Genomic DNA, 25626 nt, shown 5'->3' with positions numbered 1-25626 from the left:
TGAACGTTTCCGTGGTCGGGATCGAGGTAGTACTCAAAAGTAACCGCGTCGTCGGCGACGATCGCTGATAAATAACGCCGCGTGACGGGTCGGCTTCGCTAGGCTTCGTCGAACAGCGTCTCGCCCTCGACCATGTGCTCCTCGACGGTGTCCATGTCGAGCGTGAGGCCGATCCCGGGCTTCTCCGGCACCTCGATGTAGCCGTCCTCGATGACGTCCTCCTCGACCAGATCCTCCCACCAGCCGAGCTCGTAGGAGTGGTACTCGATCGCCAGCGAGTTCGGGATGGAGGTGCCGACGTGGGCCGCCGCCATCGTCGCGATCGGGGAGGCGACGTTGTGCATCGCGACCGGGACGTAGTACTGGTTCGCCACGTCCGCGATCTTGCGGGTCTCACGCATGCCGCCGACCTTCGGCAGGTCGGGCGCGACGATGTCGACCGCCTGGTTCTCGATGAGGCGGCGGAGCTCCGTGACGCGGTAGCGGTTCTCGCCGACCGTGATCGGCGTGATCGTGTTCTTCGTCACTTCCTCCTGCACCTCGAGGTTCTCCGGCGGGACGGGGTCTTCGAGCCACCACACGTCGTACTCCTCAATGGCGTCCGCGAGGCGCTTCGCGGAGCCGCCCGAGAACGTCCAGTGGCAGTCGAAGGCCACGTCGGCCTTGTCCTTCACGCGCTCGGTGACCGTCTCGACGATCTCCGCCTTGTGGCGGATCTCGCCGGGACGGAGGTGGCGGTTCGCGCGGTCCTTCTCGAAGCCGCTCGGCACGTCCAGATCGAACTTCAGGGCGTCGTAGCCGAGCTCGTCGACGACGCGCTCGGCCTCGTCGGCGCACGCCTCGGGGTCGGCCTCCTCCTCGGTGTGGCAGTCGCAGTACACGCGCATCTTGTCGCGGTACTTGCCGCCGAGCAGCTGGTAGGCGGGCACGTCGAGGATCTTGCCGGCGGCGTCGTGGAGCGCGACCTCGATCCCGGAGATCGCGGTGACGGTGACGCCCTCGACGGAGCCCTCGCCCGACATCTTCTGAATGAGGTGCTCGTAGAGCCGGTCGATGTCGAGCGGGTTCTCGCCGATCACGAACGGCTTCATGCGCTCGATCAGCTCGGGGACGCCGGCGCCCCAGTACGCCTCGCCGGTGCCGACGACGCCCGCGTCCGTGTACACGCGGACCAGCGTCCACGGGAAGTTCCCGTCGACCATCGTCGTTTGTACGTCCGTGATCTCGACGTCGCGCCCGCCGCCGCGCGAGCCCGTGGTCCCCATCGTTTCGGCGGAGAGTTCCCGCATCGTGTACTCCGCGTTCGGGTCGTGGAGCGACTCGTAGTTTCGGCTCATAGACGGCGATTCATTCGGAACAGGGTAAACGTTTATGTTCCTCTGAGGGAGGGTTCGCTCGGCGCGAACGCCGCTTTCCGTCCCCCGCGTAAATAGGGGGTTTTTCATTGACGTGTCCGCAACTATCCGCATGGTCGAACTCACGGATTCGCTGAAGTGTCTCTTTACCGGGACAGTAGAGGAGCGCGGCGACGAGCACGTCGTTCGGATCCCCGCCACGGAGATCGAACACGGGACGATCGAGGCGGGCGAGTCGTACCGGGTCGCCCTGATCAAACGGGAGGGGGACGACGGCGGCGCGACCGTCGCGGCCGACGACGCCGGCGCCGTCGCCACCAACGGCGCGGGGGGAAGCCCAGCGTCGACGACGACGCGAGCGGCGACCGACGCCGAAGCCTCCGGCCCGCCGGTCTCCGAGGGCGACGTGCGAGAGGTGACGATCGAGACGCTCGGCGACAAGGGCGACGGGATCGCGAAGATCGAGCGGGGGTACGTCGTCATCGTCCCGGACTCCGAGCCGGGCGACGAGCCGACCGTCGAGATCACGAGCGTCCGCGAGAACGTCTCGTTCGCGGAAGTCGTCGGGGAGTAGGTCTCTTCTCTCTCGTCCGGCGAGGTCGTCTACCGCGGCGCGTCCTCGGGGTCGCTCCGCGAGAACAGCTTCCTGAGGTGCCCCGGCGAGAAGAAGGAGCTCGGCCGGTCCATGTGGACGCCGATCTCGCCCGACAGCGCCCGCAGCCCGGCCCGCTGGACCGGCTCTGGGAGGGAGTAACACCGGCGGATCGCCGCGCCGAGCCGGATCTCGGTGCCGATCGCCTCCCGCCACCCGGACTCGTAGTGGGCGAGCGTCGCGGGGTCGTCGGGGTCGATCGCCTCGGCCGCCACGTCCGCCGCGGTCATCCCGTAGAGGATCCCCCCGCCGGTGAACGGCTTCGTCTGCGCGGCGGCGTCGCCGATCAGGAACGCCCGGTCGGTCGTCACGCGCTCGGGGGGACCGATCGGGATCGCCCCCGAGCAGAACCGGTCCGTCGTCACGTCGTAGGCGTCGGTGAGCCGGTCGAACATCGCGGACACGTCGTCGCTCGGCGGCGCCGCGAGCCCGTACTCCACGCCCGCGTCGCCGCGGGGGATCCGCCACGCGAAGAACGTCGGGGCGGTGAGGTGAACGTCGACGAGGTCGCCGTCGTCCGGCGCGTCGTCGAACGCGAGCACCCCGTGGAGCAGCTCGTCCGGCTCGGGGAGGTCGAGCGACCGCCGGACCCGCGACGTGGGGCCGTCGCAGCCGGCGACCATCCGCGCCGCGACCTCCTCCACGTCGCCCGCGGGCGTCCGGACCTCGACGACGACCCGATCGTCGCGCTCGTCGACGCCGACGACCGTGTGGTCCTCTCGCACGTCCGCGCCGGCCTCCCGCGCGCAGTCGGCGAGGGTCCGGTCGAGCCCGACGCGGTCGATCACGTTCGAGACGGGCTCGGGCTTGTAGAAGGGATACGCCTTCGACCCGGGCCCGCCGACGTGGAAGCGCGCGCCGTACACCCGGTTCTGGAGGAGCTCGCCGCGCGCGTCGTCCGGGACGTACTCCCACACGTCGTCGGAGACGTGTCCGGAGCAGGCCAGCGGGGTCCCGACCGACCCCTTCTCGAAGACGACGACGTCGCGGCCGGCCGCGGCGGCGCGCCGGGCGAACCGCGACCCCGGCGGCCCCGCGCCCACGACGACGAAATCGTGCATGGAGGGAGCGTGGTGACGGGGACTTATAACTGCGACGCGGCCTACTCGGACCGCTCCCGCGCCGCCAGCCACTCCAGCGCCGCGTCGAGGTCGGTCTCCGGAGGCGAGCACGTCCGGCCCTCGCAGACGTAGGCGGTCGGCTCGCCGTCGACCGCGTCGCGGTCGGCCCAGATCGGCGGCGCCTCGTCCATCCCGAGCCGGTCGAGCCACGCCGCCAGCCCGTCGTCGGTCGGCGGGCGCGGGGCGACGAGCGCGCCCGGCAGGTAGCGCTCGCCGAGCGTCTCGCGCCACGCGTCCGGCACCGCGTCGGCGGCGACGGTCACCTCGATCCCGCCGGACGCGACGCGGTCGGCCGCGCGCACTAAGGAGACGTGCTCAAGCGGGCTCGCGCGGATCCGGTCGGAGTGGGTCGTCACGACACGCTCCGCCACGTCGGCGAACTCGCGGTCGGTCCGGAACCCGTCGAGGACCGCGAGCGTCTCCGCGGCCACGCCGAGGCTCGACGGGGTCGACCGGTCGGTGAACTCCTGCGGGCGGGCGAAGAGGGTGTTGTCGCCGGACTGCGTCCGGCTGCCAGAGGCGCGTTGCGCCTCGCTGTCTCCCCCTCCTGCGGTCTCGTCGGGATCCCGCGTGAAGTAGATCGTGCCGTCATCGTCGTCGTAGAAGTCCGCGACGATCGCCTCCGCCAGATCGAGCGCGAAGCCGAGCGCCTCCGGGTCGCCGGTGGCGGCGTAGGTGTCGAGCGCGCCGCGCGCGAGGAACGCGTGGTCGTCGAGGTAGCCCGGACCGCGCACGTCGCCGTCGAGCCAGCGCCGCGCGAGGTCGCCGGTCTCCTCGTCGTACAGCCGTTCGCGGCAGAACGCGAGCGCGTCGCTCGCGATCTCGGCGTACGGCTCGCCGAGAACCTGTCCGGCGGCGGCGAACGCGGAGATCGCCCGGCCGTTCCACGCCGCGAGCACCTTCTCGTCGCGGGCGGGCCGCGGCCGCGACTCACGCGCCTCGAAGAGGGCGACGCGGGCCTCGGTCAGGGTCTCACGGACCGCTTCCGCGGACATGTCGTGCTCGTCGGCGAGCTCCGCGACCGTCGCCGCGATCGTGGGGACAGTCGTGCCCCGCTCGAAGTTCCCGCCGGGTTCGATCCCGTACCGGTCCTTCGCGAGCGACGCCGCGGGCTCGTCGAGGACGGCGTCGACCTCGCCGGGCGTCCAGACGTAGAAGGCCCCCTCGACGTCGGCAGCGTCGGCGTCGCTCCCGTCGGAGCCCGCGTCACCGCGCCGGCTCTCGGGCGGTCGGCTCCGGGCGTCGAGCGTGCTGAAGAACCCGCCGTCCTCGTGGCGGAGCTCGCGGTCGAGGAAGCCGAGGGTCTCGCTCGCGACCCGGGCGTACGAGGCGTCGCCCGTGAGCCGGGTGGCGTCGAGGAACGCCATCGGGAGCTCCGCGTTGTCGTAGAGCATCTTCTCGAAGTGCGGGACCGTCCACTGGCGGTCGACCGCGTACCGGTGGAATCCCCCGCCGATCTGGTCGTACATCCCGCCGCGGGCCATCCCGTCGAGGGTGCCCGTCGCGGCGGTGAGCGCGGCGTCGCGGCCGGTCCGCGCGTACGCCCGCATGAGCACGTCGATCCGGCCCGGCATCGGAAACTTCGCGCCGCCGCCCCCGAACCCGCCGTACTCGTCGTCGTACCCGCGGATCGCCGCGGCCGCGGCCTCGTCGAGGAGGTCGGGGCCGGGCGCCTCGGCGTCGGGGGCGTCCCCAGCGACGTCCGCGTCGCCGACGGGCTCCGACTCCGGCACCGACTCCAGCTCGTCGCGGGCGCTCGTCGTCCACTGGTCGGCGCGCCGCTTCATCTCCTCGCGCTGCTCCGGGTCCGCCCACGAGTCGGCGATGCGCTCGCAGAGGTCACGGAACCCGGGCTGGTTCCGGCGCGGCTCCGGCGGGAAGTAGGTCCCCACGTAGAACGGCTCTCCCTCGGGCGTACACCACGCCGAGAGCGGCCACCCGCCCCCGCCGGTGACGAGCTGCGAGACGGTCATGAAGGTGCTGTCGACGTCGGGCCGCTCCTCGCGGTCGACTTTGATCGGTACGAACTCCTCGTTGAGCACCTCCGCGACCGCCTCGTCCTCGAAACTCTCCTCGGCCATCACGTGACACCAGTGGCACGAGGAGTACCCGATCGAGACGAACACCGGCACGTCGTGCTCCCGGGCGCGCTCGAACGCCTCCTCGCCCCACGGCTGCCAGTTGACGGGGTTGTCCGCGTGCTGTCGGAGGTACGGACTCGCCTCCCCGTCGAGACGGTTCCGCTCGGTCGGCTGTGACATACGTCCGATTCGGCCCGGCGCGGCAAAAACCCGTCACACGAGCGCCCGCCGGAAGTACTGCACGAACATGTATATCCGAACGCAGATGGAGAGTAAAGCTTACACTACCGTGTAGTGATCGGTCGCACATGACGGAGACCGTACTCTTGGTGGGGGGCGGCGGACGCGAGCACGCGATCGCCCGCGCCGTCGCCGACGACTGCGCGCTGTACGCCTGCGCGAGCAACCGGAACCCGGGGATCCGCCGGCTCGCGGACGGGTTCGAGACGATCGACGAGACCGACGCCGCGGCGGTCGCCGACTACGCGACCGCGGTCGGCGCGGACCTGGCCGTGATCGGGCCGGAGTCGGCGCTGGAGTCGGGGGTCGCCGACGCCCTCGACGAGGCGGGCGTGTACGCGTTCGGCCCGCGGGCCGAGGAGGCGCGCCTGGAGACGGACAAGGCGTACCAGCGCGAGTTCATGGACGAGGCGGGCGTTCCCGGCTGCCCGGACTACGCGGTGTTCGACGACATCGAGGCCGCTTGCGAGCACATCGACGCGTACGACGGCGACCTCGCGGTGAAGCCGGCCGGGCTCACCGGCGGCAAGGGCGTGAAGGTGATCGGCGATCAGGTGACGGCGGAGGAGGCCAAGGCGTACCTCCGCGACTCCGACTACGATCGGGTCGTGCTCGAGGAGCGCCTCGTCGGCGAGGAGTTCACGGTGCAGGCGTTCGTCGCGAACGGCGAGCTCCGCACGACCCCCGCGGTGCAGGACCACAAGCGCGCCTACGAGGGCGACGAGGGGCCGAACACCGGCGGGATGGGCTCGTACACAGACACCGGGCTCTCGCTCCCGTTCATGGCCGAGGGCGACTACGACGCCGCCGTCGACGTGCTGGAGGCGGTCGTCGACGCGCTGCCCGACTACAAGGGCGTCCTCTACGGCCAGTTCATGCTCACGGACGCGGGCCCGAAGGTCGTCGAGTTCAACGCGCGCTTCGGCGACCCCGAGGCGATGAACACGCTCCCCGTCCTAGAGACCCCCTTCCTCGACGTGCTCACCGCCGCGCGCGACGGCGACGACCTCCCCGAACTCGCCTTCTCCGGCGAGGCGACCGTCTGTAAGTACGCGGTCCCGGAGGGGTACCCGACCGACCCCGACGCGGGCGCGGAGGTCGCGGTCGACGAGGAGAGCGTCGGCGACGCGCTCCTCTACTACGCGAGCGTCGACGAGCGCGAGGACGGACTGTACACCACCACCTCGCGGTCGTTCGCGGTCGTCGGCCGCGGCGATTCCATCGCGGCCGCGGAGGCCCAGGCCGAGGACGCGCTCGCCGCCGCCGGCGACCGGGTCCGCATCCGCCACGACATCGGCAAAGCGGATCTCGTCCAGCGCCGGATCGACCACATGGCCGAGCTGCGGGAGTAGCGCGCCGCGTCAGCGACCCTTTTACCGGAGCCGCCCGAACGGGCGTCCGTGACTCACGAGGACGGAGATTCCGACGCCGCCCACACCGACGGCGCGGGGTCTGGAACGGGCGGCGCGGGGTCCGAGACCGCCGGCGCGGGGTCCGAGACGGACGAGGCGGAGTCCGGCGGCCACCGCACCGATCGGCTGGAGCGCCACCCGACCGGCGGCGTGCGGAACTCCCTGTGGTCGTGGCCCGACGCGAAGTCGCCGCTCGCGGTCGTCCGCAACTACGTCGTGATCGTGCTCGCGCGGATCTGCCCGAGCCTCCGGCTGAAGAACTGGCTGTTGCGCCGGATCGGCGTCACGGTCGGCGCCGGCGTCTCGTGGGGGTTGGAGTCGACGCCGGACGTGTTCTGGCCCGAGCGGATCGCGGTCGGCGACGACGCCATCGTCGGCTACGACGCCACCCTGCTCTGTCACGAGTTCCTCCAAGACGAGTACCGGCTCGGCGACGTGGTCGTCGAGGACCGCGCAATGATCGGCGCGGGAGCGGTCGTCCTCCCGGGCGTCACGATCGGCGAGAGCGCGCAGGTCGCCGCCAACTCCCTCGTCGCCGAGGACGTACCGCCCGGAACGACGGTCGCCGGCGTGCCGGCAGAGGTCGTCTCGCGAGCGGACGGGGAGAGCGGCGCGGCCGGGGGCGGCGACTGATCGGATCGTCTCGACCGATAGCGGGGGTGGGTCTTGCAGATCGAGGAGAGCGATATCGTATTTAAACGGGGCGTGAGCGGCGGCGACGATTACTTAAAAACGGCTGTTGCGGTGGCGCGCGCCTCCGCGCGCCCTGATAAGGCGCGAGGAGCGCGCGCGAGGGACGCCGCGAGCGTAGCGAGCGGCAGCGAGGCGCGCAGCGAGCGTGCGGCGCCCTCGCGATTGGGGCTTTGCAGGTCTTCACCGCAACACCGTCGATCACTTATAAACAGCCGACAGCAACACCACAACTCCACTTATAAACAATCGATCAGCCAGTTTGCTATACCCACTCCCGCAGTCGATCGAGGTGTTATCCGCGGTGATCGGTCGCGTCAGTCGTCATCGCGTCTGGAGACGGACGCGATGCGGCCGAGAAGGCGGCACGGGGACGCGGGGACCATCGACTTCAGCGACGGTACGAAGGACGGAGAACTCGTCAGCGCAGCTCTTTAAACGTCGCCTCGCACTCGGGGCAGACGCGGACGGAGAACACCTCGTCCGGGTCGTTCTGCTTTTTCAACACCTTCTCGCAGTCGGCGCAGTTCAACCGCTCGTAGGTGTCTTTGAACAGGTCGCCGTCGCGAAGGCCCTTCCGCGTCGATTTCATGGCTCGAAGTTGATCGCGTGAGCGTATAAAAACCCCGTACGACGCCGGTCGGACGCGTCGCTTTCGCAACCCTTGTCTCCCGCCGTCGACAACGGCGCCCGTGTCACGGAGTCGGCTGTTCGGGTCCCTGTGTGCGATCGTCTTCCTCGTCAACTTCGCGCGGGTCGTGTTCGCCCCCCTCGTGGGGGAGTTCATCGGCGAGTTCGCGATCGGCGAGGGAACGGCGGGACTGATCGTCACGCTCGCGTGGCTCGGCTCGGCGGCCCCGCGACTCCCGGCGGGCTGGGCGCTGACGCGCTTCTCTCGCCAGTTCGTGATCCTCGTCTCGGGAGCGATGCTGACGCTCGGCGCGCTCGGCGTCGCACTGGCGCCGGGCGTGCCGACGCTGATGACCGCGGCGTTCGCGATCGGCTTGGCGTCCGGCGTCTACTTCGTCGCCGCCAACCCCTTCATCTCGGAGCTGTTCCCGACCCGCGTCGGGCGCGTGATGGGCGTGCACGGGATGGCGAGCCAGCTCGCCGCCGTCGCCGCCGCGCCGGTCGTGACGGTCGCGCTCTGGTACGACTGGCGGCTCGCCTTCCACGGGCTCGCGCTCGCCGCCGCCGTCTCCACCGCGGTCTTCGTCGCCCTCGCGCGCCGGACCGACCTCCCGGACGCCGGCGCGGGCGACACGGACTTCGTCGCCGGCGCCCTCTCGGAGTGGAAGCTGATCCTCGCCGGGGTCGTGCTGATGGGGCTCACGAGCTTCGTCTGGCAGGGGCTCTTCAACTTCTACGAGCTGTACATGATCGACAAGGGGATCCCGGCGGCGACCGCGCGGAACCTGCTGACGGTGATCTTCGCCGCGGGTGTCCCGGCGTTCCTCGTCTCCGGCGACCTCGCCGACCGGCTCCCGCACGTCCCGTACCTGCTCGGCATCGTGTCGACGTTCCTCGTCGGCGTCGTCTTCGTGGTCGTCTCCTCGGGACTGGTCGCAGTCGTCGCCGCCAGCGTCGTCGTCGGCTTCGCGATCCACATGCTGTTCCCCGCCAGCGACACCTACCTGCTCGCGTCGCTGCCGGACGAGTCGCGGGCGTCGGCGTACGCCGTCTTCTCCGCCGGGATGATGACGACGCAGGCGGCCGGCTCGTGGGTCGTCGGCGAGGCGATCGAGGCCGGCGCCGGCTACGACGCCGTCTTCCTCGCGCTCGCCGGGGGGCTCGCGGTCGTCGTCGCCGCGTACGCGGTCCTGGAGCGCCTCGGTCGGGTCCCCGGCGGCGCCGCGGGGGCGGAGCGCGCGGCCTGATCGTCCGCGCACGGGTGGCGCGGCGCGCCGAAGGGGGAGACCGGCAGGGGGGACGGGTATCGCACCTATTTAGGGCGTCCCGCCCGTGTACCGGATAGATGGAGTACGTACAAGAGCGCGTGACCACGCTGCACGCGTTGACCGACCACCGGCCGGACGCCCCCACCGACCGGGCGGCGGTCGTCGTGCCGATGACGGAACGCGAGTACGGGACGCTCGCGGCCGATCGGGTGTTGACGGCGCTGGAGTCGGTCGACCCCGCCCGCGTGGTCGTCCCCCTCCGCGCCCCCGCGGACCGCGTCGGTCCCTTCGCCGACTGGCTCGACGGGTTCGACGTGGACGTCGAGCCCCTGTGGTGCGGCGGCCCGCGGCTCACGGAGCTGCTCGCGGAGCGCGGGCTCGACGGCGACCGCGGGAAGGGGCGGGACGTGTGGCTCGGGCTCGGTCGCGCCTTGGAGGAGGAGTTCGTCGTGGTCCACGACGCCGACACGAAGACGTACTCGCCGGCGTTCGTGAACCGCCTGCTGTTCCCGCTCGCCCGCGGCCACGAGTTCTCGAAGGGGTACTACGCCCGCGTCGAGGACGGCTCGCTGTACGGGCGGCTGTTCCGGCTGTTCTTCCGGCCGCTGGTCCGCGCGCTCGCCGACGCGACGGAGCGGCGCGAGCCCGGCGTCTTAGAGTACCTCGACGCGTTCCGCTACGCGCTCGCGGGCGAGTTCGCGGCGACGACCGACCTCGTCTCCCGGCTCCGGGTCCAGCGCGGCTGGGGCTTGGAGGTCGGGACGCTCGGCGAGGCGTTCGCGCACGCCGGCTTCGCGGAGAGCGCGCAGGTCGACCTGGGGCGGTACGAGCACGACCACCGCTCCGTCGACGGGCCGACCGGGCTCGCCGACATGAGCCGGGCGGTCGGCGAGGCGACCCTCCGCGCGGTCGAAGGCGCGGGCGTCGACGTCGAGTACGACGCGCTCGCAGACCGCTACCGCGAGGCGGCCGACGGGCTGATCCGCGGCTACGAGACGGACGCCGCGTTCAACGGCCTCGACTACGACCGCGCGGCCGAACGCGAGCAGGTCGAGACGTACGCGGACGCCCTCGGCGAGCCGGGCCCGGACACCCGTCTGCCGGCGTGGCGCGACGCGCCCGTCACGCCCGCCGAGGTCGCCGACGCGGCGCGGGCCGACCTCGAGGGCGCGCGAGACGACCGTTCGGGGGGAACCGACCGGACGTTGCCGGAAGCCGACCGCCCGCGACCGGCGGACCCGGGCGCCGACGCCGCGCCGGGGGAGGACTGACCGTGGGGGACGCGGACGGACCCAGTCGGTCCGACGGCGGCGCCCCGAGCGTCGCCGCGCGCGACGACCTCGCCGGGGTCGTCGACCTGTTCGAGTGGCTCACCCGCGCGGAGCTGTCGGAGGCGCTCTCGGAGCTCGCCTTCAAACAGCGCGCCGAGGTCGACGACGAGGCCATCGCCGCCGCCATCGACGTCGCCGTCGCGGAGTACGCGCTCGTCCCCGCGCCCCCCGCGGCGCTCTCGGAAGCGGGAGCGGGGAACACACTGGAAGGGGTGACCGATCCCGCGACATCCGACGACGGGGACGGCTCCGACGACGGGGGTGACTCGGAGGGCGGAGACGATTCCGTCGGCGGGGACGAACCCGACGCGGTCGCGCTCGCGGTCGGTCCGGCGGCGTTCCCCTCGCTGCCGGCGGACGCCGAGGACCTCCCGCACATCCTCGACGTGCCGGAGCGCGACGTGGACCGGGAGGCGCTCTCGGAGGCCGTGTTGGAACGGCTGTCGAGGGACGCGGTCGCCGCGATCGAGTCCGGCGACGCGGAGCGGCTGGAGGTCCTCGCCGACGTGACCTACGACATCGAGGCGTGGGCGCCCGTGGACGCGGGGGACATCCGCGAGCGGATCGTGGCCGAGCTGGACGGGTAGGCGCCCCCGTCGGACAGCGGTGACGGGGCGGTCAGGCCGCCGGTGTCACTCCACGACGTCGACGATCTCCCCTTCGATCATCCGCGCGAGGACGACCCGCGGCACGTCCGCGCGCTCGTGGACGACCCGAGCGATCTCGCGCGCCGTCGCCTCGTCGTCGGCGTCGTCGACGGCGTTCACGAGCGGGACCGCGGTCGCCCCGTCCGGGATCCCTTTTAAGCCGCCCCGCTCGTGCGCGAGGACGCCGCCGACCAGTTCGGGCGTGATCTCGTCGCCGACGGCGGCGTCCGCGATCGCCGCGACGCGCTCGGGGCGGTGGACCGTCTCCGCCGTCAGCGGCTCCCCGACGGCGCCGACGCTCGCCACCGGTATCACGCGGTCCGCGCCCGCCGGGACCTGCGGCTCGCGGTCGTTTGGCGCCTTGAGGAGCCGCGTCCGCGCGCCGTCGGCCTTCACGAGGACCGGCCCGTCGTGGGCGGCCCCGATCTCGTCGACAACCGCGGGGTCGTACCCCCGGTATCGGTCGTCGCGCTCGCGCTCCGGGACCAGCCCGAGCGGGAAGGCGTCCTCGGGTCCGTTGGCCACCTCGGCTGCGTCGGCCCCCTCGATCGCGTCGAGCGCGCTCACGGGGTCCCCGGTGACGCGCACCGCGGCGACCTCGCGGTCGAAGATCGGGATCCGGACCGTCGCGGTGAGCACCGCCCGGTCGAGCCGGTCGGCGAGCGCGTAGAGCGTGGTCTTCTTCCCGCCGGCGCCGACGAGACAGGTCGTCCCCGCGGCCGCGCCGAGGGCGTCGACGATGTCGTTCACGTCCGAACCGGTGGTCGGCCGGGGGCGAAAATCCGTCGGTCAGAAGGGGGCGACCGTCTCGGTCAGGGGGCGGTCAGGCCCCGGCCGACCGAGCTACGGGGCCGCCTGCTTCGTCGAGACCAGCTCGATCACGTCGCGGTGGGAGAGCTCGTGGTCGGCGCCGACCTGCCGACCGCTCCGGCAGTCGGTGCCGTGGAGGAGCCCCTCGCCGATGTCCGAGTGGATGTGGAACGCGAAGTCCTCGGTGGTCGACCCCTCGGGGAGGACGAAGCAGTCGCGGAAGACCCCCTTCTCGTCTTTGCTCCCGTTCGCGGAGCCGGGGAAGACGGCGATACAGCCGAGCACGTCGAAGACGGCCTCTTCGAGCGCGCCCTGCACGCCGGTCCCGTCGTACTCGTGGACGAACTCGCCGATCTGATCCAAGCCCGCCGCCTGCTCGCCGGAGACGTCGCCGACGACCTCGAAGTCGCTGTCGCCGGGCGTGTAGTCGACGACGCCCGCGTCGTCGGCGTTCTTCAGGGCCTTCTCGGCGTGGGCGCTCGCGGGGACGAAGGAGAGGTGGTCGTAGTCGGGGTCCGCCGTGATCTCCTCCCAGTTCGCCTGCGCCTCGGGCGTGTCCATCTTGTTCGCGGCGACGACCATCGGCTTCGTGCGCTTGCGGATCTCGCGGGCGAGGTCGGCCTTGTCCGTCTCGTCCCACGTCTCGGGGTCGAGCTCGAGCCCCTCGGCGAGGATCACCCGCTTCATCCGGTCCTTGTCGATGCCGAAGGCGGACATCTGGTCGGCGAGCTCCGCCTCGATGGCGGCGTCCGCGCCGTGGTACCGCGTCTCGAACTTCTCGAGGCCCTTCTCCAGCACGTCGAGGTACCACGCGTCGAGCTCCTCCTCTAAGAAGTCGATGTCCTCGCGCGGGTCGTGGCCCTCGGTGGCCTCGCCCTCGATGTCGGTCTTCCCGGAGAAGTCGACGACGTGGATCAGCACGTCGGTCTCGTTGAGGTCGGTGAGGAACTGGTTGCCGAGCCCGCGCCCCTCGTGGGCGCCGGGGACGAGGCCGGCGACGTCGACCAGCTTGACCGGGACGAAGCGGGTGCCCTCGCGGCAGACGCCGACGCTCGGCGTACACGTCTCGTCGAACTCGGGGGCGGCGCAGTCGACGCGGACGTACGCCTCGCCGACGGTCGGGTCGATCGTGGTGAACGGGTACGCGCCCTCGGGCACGTCGTTCATGGTCGCGGCGTTGAAGAACGTCGACTTCCCCACGGAGGGCTTGCCGACGAGACCGATCCGGTAACTCATTACCGTCAGTGCGCGACCCGCGGTAAAAAGCGATGCGAGACGCGTCGTGGCGTGGGTACGGGTGACGAGGCGGACGCGAGGGGCGGTGGCGACGGCGCAGGTCGGCCCGCGACTCGACCCGAGTCAGGCGTCGCCGTCGGACTGCCCGGGTTCGCCGACCGCCTCGACCGGGAGCACGTTCTGGAGCGCGGCGAAGGCGTCCTCGGCGCTCTCGAACCGCTCCTGGTCGATGTCGGCCACGAGGTCGCCGAGGTCGGCGTCGCCGTCGGCGAACAGCACGGTGGTGCCGGCACAGGAGTCGACCAGGTCCTCGCGGGCGGCCGGGTAGGAGTGCTCGCGGAACTCGTCTTCGACGCGCGAGAGGTGTACTTCGGATGTCATGGGATGGATATCGGCGCGTGAGGACTTAAACGCACGCCCGGCCCGAATCCGAACGCGTCCGCCCGAAAAGAACCGGCAAAACGCGCAAAGAGTTATGTGGCGGCGGTACCCTGATACGTGTGAACGTATGACTCTATACGATCGGATCCTCGTTCCGACCGACGGCTCCGCCGAGGGGAAGCGGGCGGTCGCGCACGCCCTCGACCTCGCGTCGGTCCACGGCGCGGGCGTCCACGCGCTGTACGTGGTCGACACGGCGAGCTACGCGGGGATGCCGATGGAGAGCTCGTGGGAGGGGGTCGGCGACCTCCTGCGGGACGACGCGAACGAGGCGGTCGCGGAGGTCGAGTCGCTCGCGGCCGGGACCGACCTCGCCGTCCAGACGGCGGTCGCGGAGGGCTCCCCGAGCAAGGAGATCATCCGGTACGCCGAGGGGAACGGCTGCGACCTGATCGTGATGGGGACCCACGGCCGGGGCGGGATCGACCGGCTCCTCCTCGGGAGCGTCGCCGAGAAGGTGGTGCGCGGGTCGAGCGTCCCCGTGCTGACGGTGCGGTTGGACGGAAACATCCCGGGGGACGGGGCCGTCGGCGCCGAGGTGTCCGCCGAGGGGGAGACGCCGGCCGAAACGGAGGCCCCGGCCGACGGGGAGCCGGAAGCGACCGGACAGAGTTAGCGGGAGTCCGGAGCCGCGTTTTGCGCGCCATCGCGGCTCGAATGTCCCCCGACGCCTCGCGACGACCGACGATCAGCCGTCGGCGTCGCGCAGGTGCTCGCAGTCGCCGGCGTGGACCCGCCTGACGCCGTCGTCCGTCTCGATCACGAGCGCCCCGGGCGGCTCCACGTCGACCGCAATGCCCGTCACCGGACCGTTCGGGGTGTCGACGCGGACCCGGCGGCCGAGCGTGCTCGCGCGTTCGCGCCAGGCCGGCAGGATCCGGTCCATCCGGTCCGGCGTCCCGGCGAGCGCGTCGAAGCGCTCGAGGAGGGTCGCGGCGAACCGGCGCCTGTCGACCGGCTCGCCCAGCTCCTCCTGCAGTGAGGTCGCCCCCGCCGGGAGCGTCTCGGCGTCGATGTTGGCGTTGACGCCGATCCCCGCGACCAGCCACGAGATCCGGTCGGCCTCCCCCTCCATCTCCGTGAGGATCCCGGCGAGCTTGCGGCCGCCGCGACTACCCTCGTCCGCGGCGTCGCCGTCGGCGTCGCCGTCGGCGTCGCCGTCGGCGTCCGCGTACTCGTCCTCGTCCTCGCCTCCAGGACCGCCCACGAGCACGTCGTTCGGCCACTTGATGTGCGCGTCGACGCCCGCCTCTCGGCAGGCGTCGGCGGTCGCGACCGCGGCGGCGAGCGTGAAGAGCGGGGCCCGGGCCGGCGGGGCGTCGGGCCGGACCGCCAGCGAGAGCCAGACCCCCCCGCTCGGCGCGACCCACTCGCGGTCGAGCCGCCCCCGGCTGCCGGTCTGCTCGTCGGCGACGACCGCGACCCCCTCCTCCGGGATCTCGCCCCCGGCCGCCAGCTCCCGAACGCGGCGGTTCGTCGACGAGATCCGATCGTGGTACTCCACCGCGTAGGGCGCGTCGAGCCCGAACTCGATGCCGGCGGCGGAGTAGCCGGGGTCGGCGGGCGCGACGTACCCCTCCGGCGTTGACTCGACCGCGAACCCCTCCTCGCGGAGCGACTCGACCGCCTTCCAGACCGCCGCTCGCGACACCCCGAGGTCGTCCGCGAGCGCGGGCCCGGAGACCGGGCCGTCGCCGAGGGCGTCGAGCAGCGCGCGGCGCGTGTCCATATCGGTCGGGTCGGCGCGGACGCGCAAAGCCGTTCCGGGTCTCGGTTCGCGCCGGTTCGCGGAACCGAGCACAGAGCTATCCGTTCGGAGGGCGAAAGCGAGACCGAATGCCCGGAGCCGACGACGAGACCGTCCCGCTGACCGTCCGCGACGGCGACGACCGGATCGAGCTCGCGGTCGAGCCCGGACGGACCCTCCGCGACGCGCTGCTCGACGCCGGCCTCTCGCCGTACGCCGCCGCGACGCGCCGCCTCAACTGCGACGGGCGGGGGCTCTGTGCGACCTGCGGCGTTCGGATCCGCGAGGGGCCCCCGCCCGAGCACTGGCACGACCGGCTGGCGGACCGGTTCGGCTACCCCCGGCTCTCCTGTCAGGTGACCGTCGACGGACCGATGAGCGTCGAGCTGGTCGACAAGCTGGTGTGGGGATCGCGGGAGCAACCGGACGGCGAGGAGTAAGCGCGAACCGCGGTCGGCGGCCGAAGCCGCCGCGCCCCCGAAGCCCCGCGGTCGACGGCGGGGATCGGATCCCTGCGGTCCGAGCAGGGGACACCGGGTTTCCGGTGAAACGGCGAGCGTTACCGAGTCGCACGGGACGCCGTCTGATCCGGCACGAAGCGCGCGACCCGCCCTCGGCGCAAGACACAAGGTCTCACGGGCGAACGCTCGGGTATGCAACCCTCCAAGGAGCGGGAGGCGTCCGACGGCGACCCGATGGACGACCTCGACGACCTCCTCGACGACGACCTCGCGGACGGCGACGGCGGGGGCGAGGCCGACTCCGGGAGCGCCGCGAGCGCTGGGTCGGACGCCGCCCCCGCCGCCGGAACGGGGTCGGGAGCGGGCGGGTCCGGGAGCGGTCGGGTCGGAATGGACGGGCGCTGGTTCTCCGCCAAGTCCTTCGTCCTCGCGCTCGTCGCCGTCGGCGTCGGGGTGTTCGCCGGCGGCGCGATCCCGATTATCGGCGGCACGATCGGCTCCGCGGCCGGGGTGTTCCTCGCTTCGTTCCTCGTCGGGCTGGTCTTCTCGGCGCGCAAGTACGTGGAGACCGGGCTCGCCGGCGCCGCGGCCGGCGCGGGGACCGCCGTGACCAGCGTCCTCGGGATCGGCTTCCTCCCGATCGGGATCGACTACCTCCAGCAGTGGGGGCTCCCCCTGCTCGCCGTCGGCGGCGGGCTGGGGCTGGTGCTGGCGCTGCTCGGACACTACTTCGGTCGGGACCTCCGGGCGGGGCTGACGCAGGATATCGGCGGGTGAAAAGCGGGAAACGGCCGCGGCTGTCGACTCAGCGCGTCCGGAGCGCGTCCTCGACGTCGAAGCCGACGTAGGCGGCGATCTCGTGTCGTTCTAAGACGAGGAAGCCGGCGAGGATCGCGACGAAGCCGACCATCGCCTCCGCGTCGATCAGGCTGCCGAGCAGGACCCAGCTCCCGACCGCGGCGACGACGGGCTCCGCGTAGCCGACGAGGTGGAGCTGGGCCGGGCCGACCTCGTCGAGCAGCGCGAAGTAGATCAGGAACGCGACGACCCCCGACAGCAGCGTGAGGTACGACAGCGAGGCGAGCGAGGTCGCGTTCCAGACGATCGCCGCGGGCGACTCGCCGAGCAGGGCGGCCCCGACGAATAACATCCCGGCGCCGGAGACCATCGCCCACCCCTGCAGCGCGGCGATCGGGAGGTCGGTGCGGAGCGGGCGGAGCAGCACCGCGCCGAGCGAGAAGGCGACCGCGCCGGCGAACGCGAGCCCGACACCGAGCAGCGCGGAGCTACCGAGCCCCGCCTCCATCGGGTCGGCGATCACGATCACGCCGAGGATCCCGAGCGCGAACCCGCCGATCTCGAGCGGCCCGAGGCGCTCGTTCGGGAGCATGAGCGCCGCGAACGTGGCGGTCAACACCGGCGCGAGGCTCACGATCACGGCGGCGACCGCGCCCGTGATGTGGAGCTCGGCGACGTACAGCAGGCCGTGGTACGCGGCGATCACGAAGGCGCCGGCGACGCCGACGCCGAGCCACTCGTCGCGACCCCGGGGGACCGTCCGGCCGGACATAACCGCGGCGACGCCAAGCACGATGGCGCCGGCGACGGCGTAGCGCACGCCGGCGAACAGGAGCGGCGGGAAGTAGTGCAGCCCGGCCTCAATGGCGACGAAGGAGGTGCCCCACAGCGTCGCGAGGAGGACGAACGCGGCGACGATCGATTCGGGAGTGGAAATAAGGCTCCGCAGATTCATTGGCTGTCTGTTCGAAATCGGCAGAGATAGTTAAACTATTCTCTCGGATCGGCCGATATTCAGAATGAACAATCACGCATACGAATTTGATGCAATTTCGTTCCAGATCAGTCGGGTATCTTGCACTCCGATCCAAGTATATCGGTCGTAATATATAACAGACCATCACGCAAACGGGGGGTATGGACGAGCGCGACGTGCGGCTGTTGAAGGCGATATCGGACCTCGGGACGGGGAGCCCGGAGCGGCTCCACGAGGAGACGGACATCCCGGTGTCGACGATCCACTACCGGCTGAACAACCTCCGCGAGGACGGCGTGATCGAGAACGACCTGTACGACCTCGACCACGAGGCCCTGGGGCTCGGCGTCACCGTGATCGTCGAGGTGCTCGCGGACTACGAGGGGCCCTACGAGGAGTTCGCGGACGAGCTGCTCGCGGTCGAGGGCGTCACGGAGGCGTTCTTCACGATGGGCGAGACCGACTTCGTCGTCCTCGCGCGGCTCTCCTCGTCGGACACCGTCGAGCGACTGATTAGCGACTTCGAGGCGATCCCGCAGGTCGAGCGCACGAACTCGACGTTCACGATCGCCACCCTGCGCGACGAGCCGCGCGCGCCGGCGACGTACGACCTCGACACGCTGATCGAGGAACTGGTCGACTGAGGAAAAGGCGGTCTCGTCGGAAGGCGGCGGTGTTTTGAAGGAAAACCGGGAGTAACGACAACGGTTTATAAACGAATGTGCGGTGGCGCGCGCCTCCGAGCGGCCGGCAGGCCGCGAGGAGCGCGTGCGAGGGACGCCGCGAGTGACGTGGGCGACCGAAGGAAGCCCCGAGCGAGCGGCGAGGTTGGGGAGGCGTGAGGCTGCGGTTGCGGTGCGGACGGGTGGGACTCAAAGGGGCAGCCGTGAGGACGGCGCAGGCGATGCAAGCACTGTAAGGAGCGAACGAAGTGAGCGACTGAAGCGCGCAGCGAGTGTGCGCCGTCCTCACGGCTGGGGCTTTGGAGATAGTCCCCGCCGATTTGCTATCAGCCGTTTATAAGCAAGTAAATCTGCTAAATTCTCAGAAGGTGTTTCGCTCTGACCCATGTGTGGTCAGTTCCGGAATTGAGTATCTGACGACTACGTTAACTCAGTAGCACCAATCAGCCAACAGTTTATTGCTACTGACCGCGACGTGTGCAGATATGTCGCCCTCCGATGACCTCGACGAACAAACGGTCCGGTCGATCGTGCGCGAGGAGCTCGCTCGGACAACTCGCACACTGTTGGGAACCGTTGTCTGGACACTGATCTCCGTCTTCACGATTTTGGTAGGTCTCCAATTGGTCCAGCTTGCAGTACATGCGGCGTCGATCGCGGCGACAGGAGGGCTCCTCATCGCGGGAACACTGATAATCGGTGCGAGTCTGTACCTTCTCTATCTCCTCTACGGGAGATAAGACGAATCCTCGGGGATGACGCGCTGATACTTAAAAACGAACACACCACACGCCTCAACACCTACGACCGCTTTCCGATCTCCTCGCGCAGCACGTCGGAGACGACCTCGCCGTCCGCCTTCCCGCGGAGCGCGCCCATCGCCTCGCCCATCAGCCCGGAGAAGGCGCCCATCCCCTCCGCCTCGATCTGGTCCGCGTTCCGCTCGACGACCTCCACCACGGCCTCCCGGACCTCCTCTTCGCTCACGCCCGACAGGCCGGCCTCCTCGACCGCCTCGGCCGCCGACAGCTCGGGACTCTCGGCGAGCGTCGTCAGCACTTCCGGAACGCCCTCCTTCGCGAGGTCGCCGTCCTCGACGAGATCGAACAGGTCGAGAAAGTGCTCGTCGGTGAGGTTCTCGACGGCCGCCCCCTCCCGCCGGATCTCCGTCGTCGTCGACTCCAGCGTCGAGGCGGCGAAGGTGGGGTCGACGCCGCGGTCGACCGCGGTCTCGAACAGCGGGAACCGCTGGCCGAACGCGACCTGCTCGGCGAGGCCGGCGTCGAGCCCGAACTCGTCGGCGTACCGCTCGGCCTTCTCGTCGAGCAGCTCGGGCCGCTCCACGTCGGAGGGGTCCGGCTCGACCGGCGGCACGTCCGTCTCGGGGTACATCCGGGCGGCGCCGGGGAGCGGGCGGAGGTACCGGGTGGTCCCGTCGTCGTTCGCGCCGCGGGTCTCCTCGGGGACGCCCTCGATCGCGGTCTCGGCGCGCTCGGCGGCGGCCTCGATCGCGAGGTCCGCGGTCTCAGGGTCGGCGGCGACGATGGCGACCGCGTCGCCCTCACCGGCGCCGACCGCGTCGCGGAGCGCCGACACCTCCTCCTCGGTCACGCCGTACGCCGGCAGCTCGTCGGTGTGGAAGATACCGCCGGCGCCGTGGCGCTTCGCGTGGTCCGAGAGCTCGGTGCCGAGCCGGCGGTCCGGCTGGATCTCGCGGCCGACGAGCCCGTCGAAGCCGAACAGCGGGACCGCGGTGACCTTCCCGCCCGAATCGAGCGCGCCGCGGATCACGCCCGACTCGGTGTCGGCGAAGGTGTCGGTCACGTCCGTGACCTCGCCGACGCGCGCGTCGCGCTCGCGGAGCTCGTCGCGGATGGCGAGCAGCTCCGCCTGCCGGCCGACCTCGCCGCGGACGATGTCCTCGATGCCCTGGAGGTCCTGGACACCCTTCACCTCGACGCGGGCGCCGTCGGCGATGGAGACGTTCACGTCCTGACGGATCGTGCCGAGCCCGCGCTTGACGGCGCCCGTCGACCGGAGGAGCATCCCGATGCGCGCGGCGGCCTCGCGGGCGCCCTCGGGGCTCCGGATGTCCGGTCCCGTCCCGATCTCGACGAGGGGGACGCCGAGCCGGTCGAGCGAGTAGACGACCCCCTCTTCGGTCTCCTCGACGCGCTTCGCCGACTCCTCCTCGAGCATGAGATCGACGATCGACACGGCCCCCTCGCTCGTCTCGATCTCGCCCTCCTGTCCGAGGAGGATCGAGCGCTGGAACCCGGAGGTGTTCGAGCCGTCGATGACGAGCTTCCGCATGACGTGGGCCTGATCGACGACGGAAATGTCGAGCAGGTCGGCGATCTGGAGGGCGACCGAGAGCGCCTCGTCGTCGACGCGGCGGGGCGGCTCGTCGTCCTCCTCGACGAGGCAGGTGGTGTCGTACGCGAGGTAGGTGAACTCGCGGTCGACGCGGCTCTCCTCCATGGCGGCGTCGTCGAGCTCGCCGAGTTCGCTCTTCGTCGGGTGGAGCCGGCGGGTGATCGACCGGTCGGACTCCTCGGGGTCGCGCTCGACGGTCGGAGAGTCGCAGAACAGCTTCGTCTCGGTGTCGAGCTGCTGGTGGATCTCCAGGCCGGCGACGAGCCCCAGCTCCTCGTAGTCGTACTCGGGGGTCGCGTCCGTACTCATTACGTCTCACTCCGACGGCGCGCGACTAAAAGGGTGGCAGTTCGCGCGAGCGGTGATCGAGTGTTTAAAAGAGCGGTGACGATCGATGGCCGACGATACGATATATAAATGAGCAGCGGTGGCGCGTGCCGAGGAGCGCCTGGAGGGCGCGACTCGCACGCGCGAGGGAGTCAGTCGCCGGAGCGAAGCGGAGGCGACTGACGAGGCTGGGGAGGCGTGAGGTGCGGTCGCTGTGCAGGGCGGGACTCAAAGGGGCAGTCGCGAGGACACCACAGGCGACGCAAGCACCGCAGGGAGCGAACGAAGTGAGCGACCGAGGCGCGCAGCGAGCGTGTGGTGTCCTCGCGACTGGGGCTTTGGAGGTCTTATCCGCGCCGATCAGAGGCTTATAAGCAATCGCATCATCGTACAGCCGAGCGGCTGGGGCTTTGGAGGTCTCCGTCGTCGAGCCGTCAGTAACCGCTTATAAGCAAGTGACTGGAACAGCGTGACTACTTGAAAGCCGATCCTCACAAGCATACCGTAGAGTAATCACTCGTCGCGTAGCGGTGGAAAGGAATTGTGCGTGGGTGCTGTCGTAGAGACAACACCGTGCATCGGTGGGGGTGTGCCCCGAGCGATGCGTGGGACCGGATTTGAACCGGCGGACCTCTACAGGACAGCGCCCTCAACGCTGCGCCGTTGGCCTGGCTTGGCTACCCACGCTCGCTGTCTTTTTCGCATCTCCACGTACCCTTCCCCTAATTAAAAGCCCTTCCATTCGGCCGGACCGTGTCGGAGGTTGCCACCGGTCGGGAAGGACGGCGCGACGAGCCGGTCCACCGGAACCGCGCCGTCGAAACCGGCACGGGTTTGGGAGTGGCGTCCGTCCGATCGCCCATGTCCGAGTGGGCCCGCGAGAACGTCCCGTTACTGACCGCCCTCCTGTCCGTCGCCGCGCTCGCGCTGGTGTTCGGCGCCGTCGGCGGCGCGATCCCGAGCGGCGTGCTGCCGCGCGCGAACGACGCGGTCCTCGCGGCGCTCCCGCACCTCAACGCCGCGATCTCCGCGACGGCGATCGCCACCATCCTGCTCGGCTGGCGGGCGATCTCCCGGGGGAACGTCGCCCGTCACAGGGCGCTCATGCTCTCGTCGTTCGGGCTGTTCGTCGCGTTCCTCGGCAGCTACCTCTACCGGCTGATCTTGGTCGGGACCGCCGAGTTCCCCGGTCCCGAGGTCGTCTACACCTACGTCTACCTCCCGTTTCTGGCGATCCACGTGCTGCTCGCGATCGTCTGCGTCCCGTTCGTCTTCCACGCGCTGCTGCTCGCCGCCACGCGCCCGTACGAAGAGCTGTACCACACCCGGCACGCGCAGGTCGGGGCCGCCGCCGCGGCGCTCTGGCTGGTCTCCTTCACGATGGGGATCGGCGTCTACCTCATGCTGTACCACGTCTTCTGACGCGGATCGGAAGCCCGACGGAAATCCGGGCGCAAACGCTCGAACACTTCGCCTCGAAACAGTCGCCCGCTGCTCGCCGTCTCGCTTCGTTTCATCCCGGTGCCCCTCGTCCGTCTCGCCGCTCCTCGCCCGCTACTCCTCGCTCGCCTTCTTGTGGGCGGCGTAGAACAGCGGGACGAGAAGCGCCCCGGCGAAGCCGAAGCCGAGCGCCAGCGCGCCGACGTCGCTCGCGGTGAGATCGCGGCCCGAGCCGCCCCCGCCGTCGCCGCCGTCGCCGCCGTCGCCCCCCTCACCGACGATGTCGTCGTCGACCGCACCGACCGCGACCGCGCCCTTCATCCCGACCGCCTCGTGGGGCTCGCAGACGTACCGGAAGACGTCGCCCTCGGAGGCGTCCTCGAAGGTGTGCTCGAAGGTCTCGCCCGCCCCGTCGACGGCCGACCCGCTGGAGAAGGCGTCGTTCTCCTCGACGACGTTGTGTGCGCCTCCCTCCCCGGTCCACTCCCACACCACCGTCGCGCCGGGGTCGACGAGGATCGCGGCCGGGCCGAAGAGGAGGCCGTTTTCGCCGACCCCGACCTCGACCGTGACCTCGTCGTCCCCCCGGTAGTCGTGGGTGCCGTCGTAGTTGCCGACGTCCTCGAACCAGTCGCCGTAGCCGGCGGTGTCGCCGCCGTCGCTCCCGTCGCCGCCGTCGCTCCCGTCGCCGCCCTCGGGATCGACGAGGTCGTCGTCCACGGATCCGACCGCCACGGAGCCCTTCATCCCGACCGCCTCGTGGGGGACACAGAGGTAGTTGAACGTGTCGCCCTCCTCGGCGCCGTCGAAGGTGTACTCGAAGGTGGTTCCCTCATCGCTGACCGTCTCGCCGCTGTCGAACGTCCCGTCGTCGGCGACGACGTTGTGTGCGCCTCCTTCCCCGGTCCACTCCCAGACGACCGTCGTCCCGGGGTCGATCAGGATCGCCGCCGGTCCGAACTTGAGGCCGTCGACCGCGCCGACTTCGACCGTGACCTCGTCTTCCCCCCGGTAGTCGTGGGTGCCGTCGTAGTTGTCGACGTCGTCCAGCCAGCCGTCGTACTGGGCGGCTGCCCCTCCGGAACCGGCGGCGAGCCCCGTCGCGGCGGCGGCCCCCGCGGCCCCGGCCCTGAACAGCCCGCGGCGACTCATCGTCGTCTCGTCGGCGTCGGATGTCATACGCGTACCTCCCGGCGTGGGCGTATTTAAATTCCCGATTCCGCCGCCGCGGCGTGAGAACGCGCCGTCGGCGGAGTGCGAGGGCGGGCGTGAGCGGAACGCGGCCGGGCGCCGGGGGTGAGACCCGCTCAGCCGTCGGCGGATTGAGACCGCTCAGTCGTCCGCGGGAGTCACGCCCGACGCGGTGCCCTCCAAGTCCCGATCCGCCTCTTCGCCCGCCACGTCGAACGGGTACTCCCCGGTGACACACCCCAGACAGAGGTCCGCGCGGCTCTCGCCGAGCGCGTCGGCGACGGCGTCGATCGAGAGGTACGACAGCGAGTCCGCCCCCACTTCTTCCCGGATCTCCTCCGTCGAGGCGTCGGCGGCGATCAGCTCCTCGCGGGTCGCCATATCGATGCCGAAGTAGCAGGGCGCGACGATCGCCGGCGCGCCGATCCGGAGGTGGACCTCCTCGGCGCCCGCCTCGCGGACCAGCTCGACGAGCTGGGTCGACGTGGTCCCCCGCACGATCGAGTCGTCGATGATGGTGACCGACTTCCCCTCGACGGTCGATCGGATCGGGTTGAGCTTCAGCCGGACCGCGCGCTCGCGCTCGTCTTGGGTCGGCATGATGAACGTCCGCCCGACGTATCGGTTCTTCATCAGCCCCTCGGCGAACTCGATGCCGCCGTCGCCCTCCGGACGGGGGTCGCCGTCGGCGGTCGTCTCGCCGGCGGCGTCGGCGTAGCCGGAGGCGAACGCGCGCCCGGAGTCCGGAACGGGCATCACCACGTCCGACTCGACGCCGGACTCCTCCCAGAGCTTCCGGCCGAGCTTCCGGCGCACCTCGTACACGAGGCTCTCGTCGATGACGGAGTCGGGGCGGGCGAAGTAGACGTGTTCGAAGAAGCAGTGGGCCGTCGACTCGCGCTCGACGAGCTGATACGTGTCGTAGCCGGTCCCGTCGGGGTCCAAGACGACGAGTTCGCCGGGGCGCACGTCCCGGATCAGCTCCCCGTCGAGGGTGTCGATCGCGGCCGACTCGCTGGCGAGGACGTAGCCGCCGTCGATCTTCCCGAGACACAGCGGGCGGTTCCCGAGCGGGTCGCGCACGCCGAGCACGGTGTCGTCGTGGGTGATCGCCAGCGAGTAGGAGCCGTGGATGCGGTTCATCGTGTGTTTGACCGCCCGTACGAGGTCTTCTTCGAGGAGGTTGCGCGCGAGGTCGTGGGCGATCACCTCGGTGTCGCCGTCGGAGGTGAACGCGTGGCCCGCCGCCGCGAGCTCCTCGCGCACCTCGTCCGCGTTGACGAGGTTCCCGTTGTGCGAGAGGCCGAGCGATCCGGACTTGAAGGAAACCGAGAACGGCTGCGCGCAGCTCTTGTCGAGGCTCCCGGCGGTCGGGTACCGGACGTGGCCGATGCCGGTGCCGCCCGACAGCGACTCCAGGTCGCCCTCGTCGAACGCGTCGCCGACGAGCCCGCGCTCGACGTGGCTGTGCTGTTGGAACCCGTCGTGCGTGACGATCCCCGCGGACTCCTGTCCCCGGTGTTGGAGCGCGTACAGCGCGTAGTACAGCGGTCGCGCGGCCTCGCGGTCGGCGAGCGAGACGCCGACGACGCCGCACTTCTCTCGCGGCTCGTCAGCGGTGTTGTCCCCACCGGCTTGCATATACACGTCGGTGGGGCGTGAGTCGATAAAAACCCTCGTGTTCGTGGCACAATACTCCGTTTAAACTACCGA

24 protein-coding genes and 1 tRNA gene are annotated in these 25626 nt (G+C 70.7%); 12 read left to right on the top strand and 13 right to left on the bottom strand.

Features of this window, described 5'->3' with window-relative positions:
• Positions 1-98: 98 nt before the first annotated feature.
• A complete protein-coding gene (locus tag CK500_RS03605; RefSeq protein ID WP_095635883.1) occupies positions 99-1337 on the bottom strand; it encodes a mandelate racemase/muconate lactonizing enzyme family protein in 1239 nt (412 codons plus the stop codon).
• A 130-nt stretch (positions 1338-1467) separates the two neighbouring features.
• Here CK500_RS03605 and CK500_RS03600 point away from each other — a divergent pair, with 130 nt between their 5' ends.
• The gene (locus CK500_RS03600; RefSeq protein WP_095635882.1) at positions 1468-1929 is read left to right on the top strand and encodes a TRAM domain-containing protein; all 462 of its coding nucleotides are present in this window, start codon (positions 1468-1470) and stop codon (positions 1927-1929) included.
• Positions 1930-1958: 29 nt separating this feature from the next.
• Here the strand turns inward: CK500_RS03600 and CK500_RS03595 are convergent, their stop codons facing one another.
• Both CK500_RS03595 and CK500_RS03590 read right to left on the bottom strand, forming a co-directional pair.
• A complete protein-coding gene (locus CK500_RS03595) occupies positions 1959-3068 on the bottom strand; it encodes a geranylgeranyl reductase family protein (RefSeq protein ID WP_095635881.1) in 1110 nt (369 codons plus the stop codon).
• 41 nt (positions 3069-3109) lie between these two features.
• Positions 3110-5389: a thioredoxin domain-containing protein gene (locus tag CK500_RS03590; protein WP_095635880.1), complete on the bottom strand. Its 2280-nt coding sequence runs from the start codon at positions 5387-5389 to the stop codon at positions 3110-3112.
• Between the two features lie 128 nt (positions 5390-5517).
• Between CK500_RS03590 and purD the strand changes: the two genes are divergently transcribed.
• Both purD and CK500_RS03580 read left to right on the top strand, forming a co-directional pair.
• Positions 5518-6801, top strand: coding sequence for a phosphoribosylamine--glycine ligase (gene purD, locus CK500_RS03585; RefSeq protein WP_095635879.1), 1284 nt, complete (start codon positions 5518-5520; stop codon positions 6799-6801).
• A 186-nt stretch (positions 6802-6987) separates the two neighbouring features.
• Positions 6988-7494: an acyltransferase gene (locus CK500_RS03580; RefSeq protein ID WP_095636242.1), complete on the top strand. Its 507-nt coding sequence runs from the start codon at positions 6988-6990 to the stop codon at positions 7492-7494.
• Positions 7495-7972: 478 nt separating this feature from the next.
• Here CK500_RS03580 and CK500_RS17310 read toward each other — a convergent pair whose 3' ends face one another.
• Positions 7973-8143, bottom strand: coding sequence for an HVO_0758 family zinc finger protein (locus CK500_RS17310; RefSeq protein ID WP_008849790.1), 171 nt, complete (start codon positions 8141-8143; stop codon positions 7973-7975).
• Positions 8144-8243: 100 nt separating this feature from the next.
• On the opposite strand from CK500_RS17310, the gene CK500_RS03575 reads away from it, so the two are divergent.
• From CK500_RS03575 to CK500_RS03565, 3 genes are all read left to right on the top strand, one after another.
• Entirely contained in the window at positions 8244-9428 is a 1185-nt protein-coding gene (locus tag CK500_RS03575; RefSeq protein WP_095635878.1) for an MFS transporter, read from the top strand.
• Between the two features lie 98 nt (positions 9429-9526).
• Positions 9527-10720, top strand: coding sequence for a glycosyltransferase family protein (locus CK500_RS03570; RefSeq protein ID WP_095635877.1), 1194 nt, complete (start codon positions 9527-9529; stop codon positions 10718-10720).
• 2 nt (positions 10721-10722) lie between these two features.
• A complete protein-coding gene (locus tag CK500_RS03565; RefSeq protein ID WP_095635876.1) occupies positions 10723-11367 on the top strand; it encodes a DUF7109 family protein in 645 nt (214 codons plus the stop codon).
• 45 nt (positions 11368-11412) lie between these two features.
• Here CK500_RS03565 and yqeC read toward each other — a convergent pair whose 3' ends face one another.
• The 3 genes from yqeC to CK500_RS03550 all read right to left on the bottom strand — a co-directional run bounded on the left by yqeC (position 11413) and on the right by CK500_RS03550 (position 13854).
• The gene (gene yqeC / locus CK500_RS03560) at positions 11413-12177 is read right to left on the bottom strand and encodes a selenium cofactor biosynthesis protein YqeC (RefSeq protein WP_095635875.1); all 765 of its coding nucleotides are present in this window, start codon (positions 12175-12177) and stop codon (positions 11413-11415) included.
• Between the two features lie 93 nt (positions 12178-12270).
• Positions 12271-13473, bottom strand: coding sequence for a redox-regulated ATPase YchF (locus CK500_RS03555; RefSeq protein WP_095635874.1), 1203 nt, complete (start codon positions 13471-13473; stop codon positions 12271-12273).
• Positions 13474-13596: 123 nt separating this feature from the next.
• On the bottom strand, positions 13597-13854 hold the full coding sequence (locus tag CK500_RS03550; protein ID WP_095635873.1) for a DUF5789 family protein: 258 nt from the start codon (positions 13852-13854) through the stop codon (positions 13597-13599).
• A 127-nt stretch (positions 13855-13981) separates the two neighbouring features.
• Here CK500_RS03550 and CK500_RS03545 point away from each other — a divergent pair, with 127 nt between their 5' ends.
• Complete coding sequence (locus CK500_RS03545) at positions 13982-14530, top strand: universal stress protein (protein ID WP_095635872.1); 549 nt, start codon at positions 13982-13984, stop codon at positions 14528-14530.
• 72 nt (positions 14531-14602) lie between these two features.
• Here CK500_RS03545 and CK500_RS03540 read toward each other — a convergent pair whose 3' ends face one another.
• Positions 14603-15643: a biotin--[acetyl-CoA-carboxylase] ligase gene (locus CK500_RS03540; RefSeq protein ID WP_095635871.1), complete on the bottom strand. Its 1041-nt coding sequence runs from the start codon at positions 15641-15643 to the stop codon at positions 14603-14605.
• A gap of 107 nt (positions 15644-15750) precedes the next feature.
• On the opposite strand from CK500_RS03540, the gene CK500_RS03535 reads away from it, so the two are divergent.
• The gene (locus CK500_RS03535; protein ID WP_095635870.1) at positions 15751-16101 is read left to right on the top strand and encodes a 2Fe-2S iron-sulfur cluster-binding protein; all 351 of its coding nucleotides are present in this window, start codon (positions 15751-15753) and stop codon (positions 16099-16101) included.
• Positions 16102-16314: 213 nt separating this feature from the next.
• Entirely contained in the window at positions 16315-16899 is a 585-nt protein-coding gene (locus tag CK500_RS03530; protein ID WP_095635869.1) for a hypothetical protein, read from the top strand.
• 28 nt (positions 16900-16927) lie between these two features.
• Here the strand turns inward: CK500_RS03530 and CK500_RS03525 are convergent, their stop codons facing one another.
• A complete protein-coding gene (locus CK500_RS03525; protein WP_095635868.1) occupies positions 16928-17875 on the bottom strand; it encodes a DMT family transporter in 948 nt (315 codons plus the stop codon).
• 182 nt (positions 17876-18057) lie between these two features.
• Here CK500_RS03525 and CK500_RS03520 point away from each other — a divergent pair, with 182 nt between their 5' ends.
• Positions 18058-18540, top strand: a complete 483-nt coding sequence (locus CK500_RS03520; RefSeq protein ID WP_095635867.1) for an Lrp/AsnC family transcriptional regulator — start codon at positions 18058-18060, stop codon at positions 18538-18540.
• A gap of 524 nt (positions 18541-19064) precedes the next feature.
• Positions 19065-19319, top strand: a complete 255-nt coding sequence (locus CK500_RS03515) for a hypothetical protein (protein WP_095635866.1) — start codon at positions 19065-19067, stop codon at positions 19317-19319.
• A gap of 61 nt (positions 19320-19380) precedes the next feature.
• On the opposite strand, the gene gatE is transcribed toward CK500_RS03515, so the two are convergent.
• Both gatE and CK500_RS03505 read right to left on the bottom strand, forming a co-directional pair.
• On the bottom strand, positions 19381-21264 hold the full coding sequence (gene gatE / locus CK500_RS03510; protein ID WP_095635865.1) for a Glu-tRNA(Gln) amidotransferase subunit GatE: 1884 nt from the start codon (positions 21262-21264) through the stop codon (positions 19381-19383).
• A 620-nt stretch (positions 21265-21884) separates the two neighbouring features.
• Positions 21885-21969, bottom strand: a tRNA-Leu gene (locus CK500_RS03505).
• A 174-nt stretch (positions 21970-22143) separates the two neighbouring features.
• Here CK500_RS03505 and CK500_RS03500 point away from each other — a divergent pair.
• Positions 22144-22704: a DUF420 domain-containing protein gene (locus tag CK500_RS03500; RefSeq protein WP_095635864.1), complete on the top strand. Its 561-nt coding sequence runs from the start codon at positions 22144-22146 to the stop codon at positions 22702-22704.
• A 132-nt stretch (positions 22705-22836) separates the two neighbouring features.
• Here the strand turns inward: CK500_RS03500 and CK500_RS03495 are convergent, their stop codons facing one another.
• Both CK500_RS03495 and purF read right to left on the bottom strand, forming a co-directional pair.
• Positions 22837-23901, bottom strand: coding sequence for a halocyanin domain-containing protein (locus CK500_RS03495; RefSeq protein ID WP_095635863.1), 1065 nt, complete (start codon positions 23899-23901; stop codon positions 22837-22839).
• Positions 23902-24054: 153 nt separating this feature from the next.
• Positions 24055-25554 (bottom strand): amidophosphoribosyltransferase, encoded by a 1500-nt coding sequence (purF, locus tag CK500_RS03490; protein WP_095635862.1) that lies wholly within the window; start codon positions 25552-25554, stop codon positions 24055-24057.
• Positions 25555-25626 lie beyond the last annotated feature (72 nt).

It is taken from the genome of Halorubrum salipaludis, from assembly GCF_002286985.1.
Taxonomy (GTDB): domain Archaea; phylum Halobacteriota; class Halobacteria; order Halobacteriales; family Haloferacaceae; genus Halorubrum; species Halorubrum salipaludis.
The sequence above is the reverse complement of the archived record's forward strand: the minus strand, read 5'-3'. Positions and strand labels throughout refer to the sequence as shown.